The organism is Olivibacter sitiensis DSM 17696 (assembly GCF_000427965.1).
GTDB classification, from domain to species: Bacteria; Bacteroidota; Bacteroidia; order Sphingobacteriales; family Sphingobacteriaceae; genus Olivibacter; species Olivibacter sitiensis.
Genome location: NZ_ATZA01000008.1, coordinates 84,951 through 97,784, shown reverse-complemented (window position 1 = coordinate 97,784; position 12,834 = coordinate 84,951). Strand labels below are relative to the sequence as shown.

10 protein-coding genes are annotated in these 12,834 nt (G+C 46.9%); all 10 read right to left on the bottom strand.

Translation table 11 applies throughout. The annotated features are described in order from the left end of the window. Positions 1–46 precede the first annotated feature (46 nt). Positions 47–580 (bottom strand): RidA family protein, encoded by a 534-nt coding sequence (locus A37S_RS0106330; protein WP_028296263.1) that lies wholly within the window; start codon positions 578–580, stop codon positions 47–49. A 99-nt stretch (positions 581–679) separates the two neighbouring features. Then, a complete protein-coding gene (locus A37S_RS0106325; protein WP_028296262.1) occupies positions 680–2,038 on the bottom strand; it encodes an APC family permease in 1,359 nt (452 codons plus the stop codon). Between the two features lie 85 nt (positions 2,039–2,123). Continuing rightward, positions 2,124–2,645, bottom strand: coding sequence for an OmpA family protein (locus A37S_RS0106320; protein ID WP_028296261.1), 522 nt, complete (start codon positions 2,643–2,645; stop codon positions 2,124–2,126). Positions 2,646–3,023: 378 nt separating this feature from the next. After that, positions 3,024–4,079, bottom strand: coding sequence for a glutaminyl-peptide cyclotransferase (locus A37S_RS0106315; RefSeq protein WP_245586330.1), 1,056 nt, complete (start codon positions 4,077–4,079; stop codon positions 3,024–3,026). A gap of 34 nt (positions 4,080–4,113) precedes the next feature. Beyond that, complete coding sequence (locus A37S_RS0106310; RefSeq protein WP_028296259.1) at positions 4,114–4,479, bottom strand: YraN family protein; 366 nt, start codon at positions 4,477–4,479, stop codon at positions 4,114–4,116. Between the two features lie 4 nt (positions 4,480–4,483). Further along, on the bottom strand, positions 4,484–6,484 hold the full coding sequence (dnaG, locus tag A37S_RS0106305; protein WP_028296258.1) for a DNA primase: 2,001 nt from the start codon (positions 6,482–6,484) through the stop codon (positions 4,484–4,486). Then, positions 6,481–7,815 (bottom strand): mechanosensitive ion channel family protein, encoded by a 1,335-nt coding sequence (locus A37S_RS23775; protein WP_051292776.1) that lies wholly within the window; start codon positions 7,813–7,815, stop codon positions 6,481–6,483. The genes dnaG and A37S_RS23775 overlap by 4 nt, the downstream gene beginning before the upstream one ends. 57 nt (positions 7,816–7,872) lie before the next feature. Continuing rightward, positions 7,873–9,060: a M20 metallopeptidase family protein gene (locus A37S_RS0106295; protein ID WP_036601552.1), complete on the bottom strand. Its 1,188-nt coding sequence runs from the start codon at positions 9,058–9,060 to the stop codon at positions 7,873–7,875. Between the two features lie 3 nt (positions 9,061–9,063). Next, a complete protein-coding gene (locus A37S_RS0106290) occupies positions 9,064–9,504 on the bottom strand; it encodes an SPOR domain-containing protein (protein ID WP_028296256.1) in 441 nt (146 codons plus the stop codon). Between the two features lie 13 nt (positions 9,505–9,517). Further along, positions 9,518–12,823: a preprotein translocase subunit SecA gene (gene secA / locus A37S_RS0106285; RefSeq protein WP_028296255.1), complete on the bottom strand. Its 3,306-nt coding sequence runs from the start codon at positions 12,821–12,823 to the stop codon at positions 9,518–9,520. Positions 12,824–12,834: the final 11 nt, after the last annotated feature.

Genomic DNA, 12,834 nt, shown 5'->3' with positions numbered 1-12,834 from the left:
TGACATAAAGCAGGCCGTCTCAAAAATAATGAGACGGCCTCTTTTTTTATTCCTTCAATTCCACGATCATTTCAATTTCTACAGCGATGTTATTGGGAAGCGACGCTACGCCTACGGCCGAACGCGCATGTTTACCCGATTCTCCAAAAACCTCTACCATAAGATCTGAAAAGCCATTGATGACCATCGGATGCTGCGTGAAGTTCGGCTCTGCATTGACCATGCCCAATACCTTAACGATACGTTTGACCTTATTTAGGTCCCCTATTTCAGCTTTCAATGAAGACAACAAGGCAATCCCTGTCAACCTTGCGGCGAACTTTCCTTCTTCCAACGTGAGATCGTCTCCTAATCTGCCTACTACATTATCTCCTTCCGGTTTGGCAGGACCATGTCCGGAAAGGTATACCATATTGCCCACCGTCACCGCTGGGACATAATTGGCAATTGGCTTGAGCTGTTGTCCCAACTGAATTCCCAACATAGAGAGTCGCTTTTCCACATCTACTTCCTGAGCATATAGGTTACCAAAACAAAAAAGAGCGCTTAAAAATACTCCAAAACGTAATTTCAATTTCATATGATTGCTTATTAAAAGGAAAAATAAAAACATTGTCAATATAATACATGCAGTCAACCAAGACAAGAAAAACCTCTATAAACAACAGAGCAAGATTATCTAGCTCTGCACCTCTTTCCACTTGAAAAACAAATAGTAGATTATAGATCCCAAGGCAATCACAGCTAGCCCAGACCAAAAATAGGTATAGCCGGAACTCAAAAAGACGAACAGCCAAATGAGCGCCGACAAGATGGCGGGAAAGGGGAAAAAGGGCATTTTGTAGTTCAGTTCTCCCTGTCTGCCATTTTTCCGAAGCAGCAGCACTCCAATGGCCTGGGGTATGAACTGGATAAATATCCGCGTCACTACAATAAATCCAAATACCTGCGAGGGCTTATCGAACAACAAGCAGAACAAAGCGGCAATAGCACCGAAGATGAGCAAGGCGTAATCTGGGAAATTGCCCTTGGGATGTAAATGGGCAAAAATCGGAAAGTGCATCCCTTCTTTTGCCGCGGCATATAGGATACGTGTATAGCCCAGCATGAGGGCAAAGAGCGAACTGAGGGCTACCAACAGTAAAATACCGGTTGCCAGATAAGCAGTTCCTTTGCCATAAACCGATTCGAAGAGTAAGCTAATCAAAGGTACATTCTCGTTCCGAATCCATTCCTGGGGTGCGGCGCCAGCCATGGTCCACTGCATGAGTAGGTATAAGACGGCAATGCAGCCAATGCTGATCATAATGCTCAGCGGAATATTCCGTTGCGGATTCTTTATCTCCGAACCCAGATGACAGACATTGTAGTATCCCAAGAACGCATAAATCGTCTTGGACGAATAGCTGCCCGCCACCAACCAAAAAGCACTGCTGCGCCAATCCGTCAGGAAGTCGGGCAATACGGAATTTTGCGCGTAACGTGCTGCGTCAAACGCCCAGGCACCGGTAGCTATGGTCCACAATAAAAGGAACACCACCACGATGGAAAAAAAGAAGCCGATTCTGCCCACATCGCCTATTTTACGGTACAGCAGTATGACCACCAAAGAAACCAACGCTACCATCACTACCTTTCCTTCCCAGAAATTCAATGGCACCAGATAGTTGAAATAATTGACAAAGCCTATGGCGGCGCTGGTCATCACTAAAGGGAGATGAAAAGAAGTCTGTACCACATAGAGGAATGCCATAAAACGGCCAAAACCACCTCTATAGAGCTTGCGAAGAAAAACGTAACTGCCACCAGCCTGCGGCCATGCAGATCCCAACTCGCTCCATACCAAGCCATCTGCAAAGCTTACCACAGCCCCGATGAGCCAGGGTATCAGGCTGAATTTGCCCGGAAAAGCGAGCATAATGATGGGCAGTGCCGTAAAAGGACCGATACCCACCATATCGATCATGCTCAATACGGTAGCTTGCCTAAGTCCCAGCGCCCTTTGCAATGTCGGTTTGGGTGGTTTTGGTACAGACATAAGAGATGGTTTTTCACATTACACAAAAGACCAAAACAAAAACAGCTGCCTTATTTTGTAGAGCAGCTGTCCTTTTTATTTCATTCTATTTAAGTATGGTAATTTCTACCCTTCGGTTCTTTTGCCGTCCTTCGGACGTATTGTTGGGAGCCACGGGTTTTGTCAGCCCATACCCTTTAGTGCTGATGCTTGCCGCCTTAAGTCCCCGCTCTACCAGGTAATCCTTCACCCTCTTGGCCCTACGCTCACTCAATTCCATATTATATTCCGGTGTACCGGTAGCGTCGGTATGCCCGTCAATCTGCAATTTGGAATCCGGATAGTTCCTTTTAATATAAGCCACCATATTGGCCAAGGTACTTTTGGCATTGTCTGAAAGATACGATGAATTGATATCAAAAAGCACATCTGATTGGAATGTCAATACCATTCCTTTATCCGTCTTTGTCACGGTGCTTCCTTCAACAGCGGCTTCCACCTCCTTCACATGCTCTCCACTCACTTCCGCACCATCATTGACAACCATTTTTTTGCTCTTGCAGCCAAACACCGCTATTGACATCCACGCCAATACTACAAAATACAGCACTCTGTTCTTAACATTCATATATTTGTCCCGTTCTTTCAGTTAAATTATTTATTTGGGTTAATTTTTAATGAGCGTAAATATAAAGGAAAAGCACATTTAAAAGCAAATTATGAAAATATTTCTATTCAGATTCAGCCTAATTTTACCACGGGTTCACGACAAAAATCCCTTTTCACAAAAAACGCGTCATTGCGAGGAGCGAAGTGACGCGGCAATCTACGTTTTTTGTTTATCAGATTGCTTCGTCGTGCCTCCTCGCAATGACGACAAACGACAAGTGGGAAATCTGTCGTGCACCCTTTGACCGCTACTTACCCATCTTCCTTTCAAACACGAAAATTAGGTGTCTAGGATATTTGATTTACCCTTCGTACCACAGATATCTCTTTGTCCCTATCAATTGAGCATTTTGATCTCAAATAGCTTAGGCCAGTTTTTGCCCGTGACATATAGCGTATTTTTTGCTTTATTGTAGGCTATGCCATTGAGCACATTGGTCTCTTTGGTATATTCGCGCTTAGGCAACAGGCCTGTCAGATCTAGCTCGGCTTCCACCTCGCCTGTCTCGGGGTTAATGACGACAATGATATCGGAATAATAAATATTGGCGAATACTTTTCCGTTGATATATTCCAACTCGTTAATCTCGTTTACCGCTCCTTTGTTGTTGAATACTTCTATATAGCCTTCTTCTCGATAAGAGTCTTTGTTAAGGAAATACAGCCTATTGGAACCATCAGATTTTATAAAACGTGTGCCGTCAAAGCACAATCCCCAGCCCTCTGCACTTGCCTGATAAGGAAATTCCTTTTCCAATGTGAACGTCGCCTTATCATAGACAAAACCTACACCTTGCTCCCAAGTAAGCTGAATAATCTTATCGCCCACTACCGTAAGCCCCTCACCGAAATATTTTTCGGGCAGGTCATAGCGCTGTAACACCTTACCACTCTGTAACTCCACCTTGCGCAAGCTGGATTTTCCATTTTGCCCCGTACTTTCATATAGCACGCCATCATGGTATTCCAAACCTTGGGTATAGGCATTCACATCATGTGGATAGGCATTTTCCACGGAAAAGCTCCACTGCGCAGGAGCTTTGGATGCCATAACGACGATATTGGTATTGAGTGTTTCTTCTTTCCCTTGATAAAAAACATTGGCCGTCACCAATCTGCTACCTAAGCGCAGGCCCTGCGTTTTCAACCAGAAAGCATCACCGCTAACGCTTTTGCCCATCTGCTCGTCATCCACCAGGTAAATGATGGAATCTACCGGCTCCTCCAATCGTACTTGCAGCTGCACGCTGTCTCCCAAGGGCACTAAAGTTCCTGCCTCTGGACTTGCAAAAACCGCTGTATGGGCACTTGTCGTATTGTCATTTCTATTATTTTCATTGCAGGCAGCTACCGTGCAAACTACTGCTAAGGAGAACAGCAAAAACCTATTCATAGTGATCATCAAAATTGCGTTTAAACATTCCATATTAGCGATATGGCCAAAAGGCGTCTGGAATATGTCTTATATCAAATGTATTTCCTTTTAGGGCAAAGATAGAAACTATATCAAACCTAATCTCTCCTTCGTAGGCGTTTATTTCAAGATATTTGTTGGCAGCACGCAATAATTTAGCTTGCTTTTGCCTATTGACGGATTCATAAGGCAGGCCATAATCCATCCTAGTTCTTGTCTTTACCTCCACGAATACCAAAACACCTCCGTCGCGCATTATCAGGTCGACTTCCAAAGGACCGACCTTCCAGTTTTTCCACACAAGCTCATAGCCTTTCTTTTGCAAGAACTGAAGTGCGGCTTGCTCGCCATCCTTTCCCAGTTGCAGATGCTTTGCCATGTTGTTACTTCACTACAACGGTTCCGAGATAAGCAGCCAGATCCTTTTCCATTTGTTTTAATTTCTGATACTTGTATAGCAACAGGTTCAGATCATCGTCCGTTGCCACTTGCCGCATCTCCTCCCTAATGGTTTGCATTTCCTTTTCTACTCGTTGTTTCTTTAAACGATAAACAGCGCCCAAAACCGCACTTTTCAGGTTATCTGTTTCCTGCGCTACGTAAATATTGCGTTTATCGTCATTCCAATTGGGGCTGAGGTTGTAAGGCGAAGACAAGAGGGAGACAGCCAGATCGGCCACTGCCCTATCTTCATGGGATACGAAGCTTCGAACGGGAGGTAAACTTTCCTTCTCGGTATAGTCTAGGTAGATATCTACGATTTTCTTGCATACCGGGTCTTCAAAAACGATGTCTTGCAGATCAACAAGCAATACGATAGCAATGGGATATTGCTGATCGGCTTCCAACCAGGTGGCGGGCATCTCACCATAATGCAGCAATAGACGTACTACTTCCCGCTCGTGCAATGCCTTGAGGGCTAGAGAAACGCTTTGACCTTCTTTTTTTTCTTCGGGCACCCTTGCCGCTGGTGCATCGTCATCGAAGAGGTCGGCGGGAGGCATATCGCCCATGGGTGATGGGCTCGTGGCCCTATTTCCAGCCGATGCGTCTTTGCCTTGCGTCGCCGTTTTCTTTTGCGCAGATCGCCTCAGCTTATTGAGCTCTACTATGAGCGCCCTCTCCTCTACGTCCAATAAAGTGCTGCATTCGCGAATAAAAACGGACACCTTAATCTCGTCGGGAATGAGGCTAATACTTTCCAGCACCTCGTGTATGACTTCCGCTTTTTTTATCGGGTCATTTCCCGCGTCGCGAAGGAGTATCTTCGTCTTATAAAAAATAAAATCCTGAATATTGTTCGTGAGGTACTCACGAAATGCAGGGGTGCCTACTTTCTTGGCATAGGAGTCGGGATCGTCTCCGTCCGGAAAGAGCAGCACCTTCACGTTCATGCCTTCCTTCAGCAGCATATCCGTACCGCGCAAGGATGCCTTGATGCCGGCTTCATCTCCATCATATAGAATGGTAACATTCTTTGTATAGCGGGAGATGAGCCGGATCTGTCCCTCGGTCAGGCTGGTTCCCGATGAGCTCACGACATTCTCTATCCCTACTTGATGCATGGCAATCACATCGGCATAGCCTTCTACCAGATAGCATATGTTTTCTTGGCTGATGGCCTTTTTGGCCAAATACAATCCATAGAGTACATTGCTTTTATGATAGATTTCACTTTCGGGGGAGTTGACATATTTAGGAACTTTTTTGTCGCTCTTTAGCGTGCGGCCGCCAAAGCCCAATATTCTACCCGTTAAGTTGTGAATGGGAAAGATAACGCGCGCCCTGAAACGGTCGTAAACCCTCCCATCGTCCCTTTTAATAGCAAGCCCGGTTTCTTCCAGAAAATCAACTTGATGCCCCTCTTCCACCGCTTTCAGGCAAAGGGCGTCCCACGACTCCGGGCTGTAGCCTAGCTCAAACTTATTTATGATATCGTCTCGGTAGCCACGTTCCCTAAAATAACTCAGCCCCACGGATTGTCCCTCGTCGGTTTCCCAAAGACTTTGCCTGAAGAAATTTCCGGCCCAATTACTCACAATATACAAACTCTCCCGGTGGCTCTTCTCGGCATATTGTTCTGCCGTTTGTTCCGTCTCCTCTATCTCTATGTTGTACTTGTTGGCCAAGTAGCGCAGCGCTTCTGGATAGGAATATTTTTCCAGCTCCATGATAAAATGAACTGCATCGCCCCCTTGCCCACAGCCAAAGCACTTGAAAATGCCCTTATTGACAGAGACATTGAACGAAGGCGTCTTTTCGTTATGAAAAGGGCAAAGACCAATGAGGCTGCTTCCCCGCTTCTTCAAGTCTACAAAGTCGCCTACCACCTCCTCTATGCGGGCAGCATCCAATATCCTATCTATGGTCTCTTGCTTGATCATAAGCTGTTTTCCTTCTTGGCATCAGCCGCGGGAATGGCATTGTCAAAATGGACGTCAATAATATCCGTACCCGCCGCAGATTCAAATATCAGTAGATCAAAGTACTTCACTGACGCAATCAAATGATCGAATATATCAGCCATGATGTATTCATATTGCAGCCATACCACCGTATTGGTAAAAGCGTACAACTCTAAGGGGATGCCCGTTTCCGTTGGGGCCATCTGACGAACCATCGTGGTCATGTCCTTGTGCAAGCCGGGGTGGTTCTGCAAGTACCATTCGGCATACTTCCTAAACAAACCGAAGTTGGTGAAGTTGCGCCCGTTCAACAGGTATTCCCTGTTCGTTAGCCCTTTGTCTTGGTTATGCCTTTCTATTTCTTTCCCTTTGGTTTCTATGTAATTGGCCAGCCCCTCAATTTTTTTATACTTCTCCAGCTCATCGTCCTTCACAAAACGGATACTGTTTTGCTTGATGATGATGGCTCTCTTTATCCTTCTTCCTCCCGATTGCTGCATGCCCCGCCAGTTTTGGAAGGAATCTGAGATAAGCGAGTAGGTGGGAATGGTAGTGATGGTCTTGTCAAAGTTCTGCACCTTTACGGTGGTGAGATTGATTTCTGTCACTGACCCATCAGCACCGTACTTGGGCATGGTAATCCAGTCGCCTATTCGAACCATATCGTTCGTGGTAACCTGTATGCTGGCCACAAAGCCCATAATGGTATCTTTGAACATGAGCAAAAGCACTGCGGAGGCAGCGCCCATGGCCGCAAAGAAAGCGGTAGGGTTTTTCTTGGTGACAATGGAAAAGATGGCCACGGCCGCAAAAAGGTATAACACCATACGGATAACCTGCAAGTAGCTATCCAAGGGCTTGCCCTCAAAAACAGGGTGATGACGCAAGGAGTCGGCACCTGATTTCAAAATAGACATTATTATCCATATCGTCATTAGCACCATATACACCTCTACCAGCGTATCCAATGGTGCTATGAGTTTCGGAAAATTGTCAAAGACGATATGGATGGAACTCTTTATCAGGCTAATGGGGGCAATGAGCGCCAAATAGTGAGGAAACCTGTTCTTCCTCAAATAATCAAAAAACGGCACGTTGGTTTTATCGGCCACCTTGTCGATGACGACGGTCAACAGCTTTCTAACGACCCATTGCACTAGGTATACCAGCAGGATGAGCAATACCAGCAATACAAAGAGATTGACATAAGCTGCCGATTGCCTAGGTACGCCGATATGGATCAGCCAGTCATATGTATACTTATTTATGAAGTTGGATGAGGTTTCCAGGCCCTCTTCTATATTGTCCATAATAAAATCGTAATAGGATATAAACGAAGTTAACAAAAATCGGATTGAAACAGGAGCTTAATTTCCCAATTTTTTGAGTGCCATATAGGCCATCAATCCCGTACTTAGCTTGAGGGCAGATTCATCAATATCGAAATTGGGCGTATGTACCGGGGAGGTAATGCCTCTTTCTTCATTTCGGATACCCAAGCGATAGAAGCAAGCGTCTACCACCTGTGAATAGTAAGCAAAATCCTCTCCTGCCATCCATAAGTCCAGGTCAACGATATTTTCTTCTCCAAGATACTCTTCCGCAAAAGAACGGCACTGGGCAGTCAGAGCAGGTTCATTGGTGAGGAAAGGATAGCCCTTGCGAACTTCAAACTCACAGGTTGCACCCATGCTTTCTGCCATCCCTTCGGCCAGCTTTTTCATGCGCCTATGTGCCTCGGCACGCCAGGTTTCGTCAAAGGTCCTGAAGGTTCCCTGTAGCTTCACCTCGTCAGGGATGACGTTGGTGGCCCCCAATCCTTCTATCCTACCAAATGACAGCACCGTAGGCATTTTTGGATCGGCCATACGGCTTACGATTTGCTGCAAAGCGGTGATGATATTTGCCGTAATGACGATGGGGTCTACATTCTGCTGGGGCTGTGCGCCATGCCCACCACGGCCACGAACGGTCACATAGAGCTCGTCTGTAGAGGCCATGTACTTTCCACTGCGAAAACCCACTTTTCCTACGGGAAGGATATTCAGCACATGTTGACCAAGAATGGACGCCGGCTTGGGATTCTCCAGCACGCCTTCCTTAATAAGGATGCTAGCCCCTCCGGGAAGTTTTTCCTCGCCGGGCTGAAAAATAAGCTTTACGGTTCCGGCAAATTCATTTTTGAGTGCTTGCAATATCTTGGCCGTACCCAGTAGCGAGGAGCTATGGACATCATGGCCACAAGCATGCATGATTCCAGTGTTTTTAGATCCGTACTCCCTGCCGGCCACTTCTTGGATGGGCAGGGCATCTATATCGGCACGAAGGGCTATCACTTCTTCGGAAGGCTTTGCTCCTTTGATCAAAGCCACAACGCCCGTATTGGCCATTGTCAAAGGCTCTATACCCATATCGTGCAGTTGCTGCCGGATATAGGCAGCGGTATTGTACTCTTCAAAAGAAAGCTCAGGATGAGCGTGGATATGTTGTCTATGAGCCACCACCTCCTCATACAAAGAGGTCGCCAGATTCATTATCCTTTCTTTCAGTATCATGACTTAATATTCAATAGTTACCTCTTCATTGAAGATGAATACGCTGCTGAAATTTTTACGCAGCTCTTCCATCAGACTCTGTGCTTGGGATTTATTGGTAAAATCGCCCACCTTCAGCCGGTAATTTGGTTGGCTATAGCCCAGGTAGGTATTGATATGGGGGTACATGCGTTTAAATCTCGACTGCGCTGCATAGGCATCGTTACGGCTATTGCCGGAATAGATTTGCACCCTATAGCCAGATACTTTTGTTTTAGTTCCAGAAGTAGGTGCTCCCCCATCGGGTCTTATAGCGCCGTTAGAAGCTGATCGCAGGCGCTGCAAGGTTTCTATCATGGGGTCCTTGCTTTCCAAGACTTCCATCTTTTCCTGTGCATAGAGGGAATAACCCATTGAAAGCACGAGAAACAATGCCGTTGTGACTAATACTAATAGCTTTTCCATATCGACAGCGGGTTTACGCCTGTCCTATGCCATGGCAATTCTTGTACTTCTTACCACTACCGCAAGGACAAGGATCGTTCCTTCCTATTTTGTTGTCATTTCTTATGGGTTGCGTCTTTTCCACCTCGCGCGTATCTTCTGCTACGGCCTGTCCGCCACCAGAAGTAGCATACTCGGCTTTCGACGCCTTCACACGGGGCTCTGGCCTAGGCGCGGCAGCAGCGGCCCTCAAATCCTGCGGCTGCTGTTGCTGCGGGATTTCTCCCTTGAACAAGAAAGATATAATGTCCTTGTTCATGTTTGCGAGCATTTGCTTGAACAAGTTAAAGGCCTCCATTTTATAGATAATGATAGGATCTTTCTGTTCGTACACCGCATTTTGTACCGACTGCTTCAGATCGTCCATCTCCCTAAGGTGTTCTTTCCATGCCTCATCTATTAAGGCCAATACGATTCCCTTTTCAAAGGATTTGAATATTTCCTTACCATTGCTTTCCACGGCCTTGCGCAGATTGGTGGCCACTTGCAGCCCTCTAAGACCATCGGTAAATGGAACCACGATGTTTTCTATCTGTTCACCGCGGGTTTCGTACACATCCCTGAGCACAGGCAGCGTTTGCTGCGCTATACGCTCGCCCTTATGATGGTAGTAGTCCATTACCTTGGCAAAAAGTTCGTCGATAAGCTTGGGTACGCCCATGCTGGCAAATTTGGCCTCGTCCAGTTCCGGATCTACGGAGAACAAACGGATAAATTCCAATTCGAAATCCGCATAAGTGCCGCTTTCTTTATAAGCCGTCACGATATCTTCTATTACATCGAAAATGGCATTGTTCAAGTCTACGTCCAAGCGTTCGCCATACAAGGCATTCTTTCTCCTTGCATAGATGACGGTACGCTGCGAGTTCATGACATCATCATACTCCAGCAAGCGCTTACGGATACCAAAATTGTTTTCCTCTACCTTCTTTTGTGCCCTTTCTATGGACTTGGTGATCATCGAGTGCTGGATTACCTCTCCCTCTTCAATGCCCATGCGTACCATCACATTGGCGATACGCTCGGAGCCAAACAGGCGCATCAGGTTGTCTTCCAAGGAAACGAAGAACTGCGAAGATCCTGGGTCTCCTTGCCGTCCCGCACGTCCGCGCAACTGGCGATCTACCCGACGCGACTCGTGCCGTTCGGTACCAATGATAGCCAGACCTCCGGCATCCTTTACGCCTTCGCCCAGCTTAATGTCGGTACCACGACCAGCCATGTTCGTGGCGATAGTAACGGTACCCGACTTGCCGGCTTCGGCCACGATATCGGCCTCCCTTTGGTGCAATTTGGCGTTCAGCACATTGTGCTTGATGCCACGTAGCTTGAGCATACGGCTCAGCAACTCGGATATTTCCACGGAAGTGGTACCCACCAGCACAGGTCGGCCAGCTTCCGTCAGCTTCTGTATCTCCTCGGCCACGGCGTTGTATTTCTCCCGTGCCGTGCGGTATACCATGTCTTCACGGTCATCCCGCTTGGTAGAGATGTTGGTTGGGATCTCCACCACGTCCAACTTGTATATCTGCCACAGCTCGCCCGCCTCTGTAGTGGCGGTACCAGTCATACCGGCAAGCTTGTGATACATCCTAAAATAATTCTGCAGTGTAATGGTGGCATAGGTCTGCGTAGCATCTTCCACCTTCACGTTTTCCTTGGCCTCAATGGCCTGATGCAGTCCGTCCGAATAGCGACGACCATCCATGATACGGCCGGTTTGCTCATCTACGATCTTCACCTTGCCTTCATCGAGGATATATTCCACATCGCGTTCAAACAAGGTATACGCTTTAAGCAGCTGGTTGATGGAGTGGATACGTTCTGACTTGATGGAAAAATCGCGCATCAGCTCATCTTTCTTCTGTGCTTTTTCCTCATTGGATAAAGGCAATTTTTCTATCTCTGCCACCTCAGAACCCACGTCTGGCATCACGAAGAAATTGGGGTCTTCGCCAGAGGCGGTGATTAAGTCTATCCCTTTTTCGGTAAGTTCTACCTGGTTGTTTTTTTCATCTATTACAAAGAACAGCTCGGCATCCACTTTGGGCATATTCTTGTTCTGCTCCTGCATGTAATAATTCTCTGTTTTGGTCAGTACCTGGCGGTTGCTCCCTTCACTAAGAAACTTGATCAAGGCCTTATTTTTGGGCAATCCGCGATAAGCCCTCAAAAGGGACATAGCAGCCCCTTCCACATCCGTGTCGCCTGCGGCAATTCCCTTTTTGGCCTCATTAAGCACGGTGTTTATATAGGCTTTCTGCGCATTCACCAGGCGTTCTATGCGTGGCTTCAGCTCGTAGAACTCGTGTTGGTCACCACGCGGTATCGGTCCGGAAATGATCAGTGGTGTACGTGCATCATCTATCAATACCGAGTCGACCTCATCCACCATGGCGAAGTGCAGCTTGCGCTGTACCAGCCCTTCGGGGTTCTGCGCCATATTATCGCGCAAGTAATCGAAGCCAAATTCGTTGTTGGTACCAAAAACGATATCTGCCTTATAGGCGTTGCGCCTAGCAGGAGAATTAGGTTGATGTTTATCTATGCAGTCTACGCGTAGGCCGTGAAACTCAAAGAGTGGCCCGTTCCATTCGGAGTCACGACGTGCCAAGTAATCATTGACCGTCACGATGTGAACCCCTTGGCCGGAAAGTGCATTCAGATAGGCAGGCAATGTTCCTACGAGCGTCTTACCTTCGCCCGTGGCCATTTCCGCGATCTTACCTTCATGCAGCACGATACCGCCTATCAGCTGCACGTCATAGTGCACCATGTTCCATGTTACTTCGTTGCCAGCGGCCACCCAAGTATTGCTCCAAAGGGCCTTATCTCCCTTAATCTCCACATTGGGTTTTCTAGTAGAAAGGTCCCTATCAAATTCGGATGCCGTAACCTCCAACAATGGATTTTCGGAAAAGCGGCGAGCGGTTTCTTTCACCACGGCAAATGCTTCTGGCAAGATCTGCATCAATACCTCTTCCAGCTTGCTATCGCGCTCCTTCGTGAGCTTATCGACCTTCTCATAGAGGCTGTTTTTCTCCTCCATGTCTGCATCCGGCACCTCGGCTTCTGCCTTTAGGGCAGCAATCTCCTCATCTAAGCCTGACAAATAATCAGCTATACGCTGCTTGAAGTCGGCCGTTTTCGCCCTCAGCTCATCGTTGGTCAAAGACTGCAACTTTGCAAATTCCTCCTTGATTTGCTCTACAATGGGGGTGATACGTTTTATATCGCGATCTGACTTACTGCCAAATACTTTACTTAAGAATCCTAACATGCTAAAAACAA

What these genes read in the sequence shown, in the direction of transcription:
- A37S_RS0106330 (WP_028296263.1), bottom strand. Translation starts at nt 580, where the DNA reads ATGAAATTGAAATTACGTTTTGGAGTATTTTTAAGCGCTCTTTTTTGT.
- A37S_RS0106325 (WP_028296262.1), bottom strand. Translation starts at nt 2,038, where the DNA reads ATGTCTGTACCAAAACCACCCAAACCGACATTGCAAAGGGCGCTGGGA.
- A37S_RS0106320 (WP_028296261.1), bottom strand. Translation starts at nt 2,645, where the DNA reads ATGAATGTTAAGAACAGAGTGCTGTATTTTGTAGTATTGGCGTGGATG.
- A37S_RS0106315 (WP_245586330.1), bottom strand. Translation starts at nt 4,079, where the DNA reads ATGAATAGGTTTTTGCTGTTCTCCTTAGCAGTAGTTTGCACGGTAGCT.
- A37S_RS0106310 (WP_028296259.1), bottom strand. Translation starts at nt 4,479, where the DNA reads ATGGCAAAGCATCTGCAACTGGGAAAGGATGGCGAGCAAGCCGCACTT.
- dnaG (WP_028296258.1), bottom strand. Translation starts at nt 6,484, where the DNA reads ATGATCAAGCAAGAGACCATAGATAGGATATTGGATGCTGCCCGCATA.
- A37S_RS23775 (WP_051292776.1), bottom strand. Translation starts at nt 7,815, where the DNA reads ATGGACAATATAGAAGAGGGCCTGGAAACCTCATCCAACTTCATAAAT.
- A37S_RS0106295 (WP_036601552.1), bottom strand. Translation starts at nt 9,060, where the DNA reads ATGATACTGAAAGAAAGGATAATGAATCTGGCGACCTCTTTGTATGAG.
- A37S_RS0106290 (WP_028296256.1), bottom strand. Translation starts at nt 9,504, where the DNA reads ATGGAAAAGCTATTAGTATTAGTCACAACGGCATTGTTTCTCGTGCTT.
- secA (WP_028296255.1), bottom strand. Translation starts at nt 12,823, where the DNA reads ATGTTAGGATTCTTAAGTAAAGTATTTGGCAGTAAGTCAGATCGCGAT.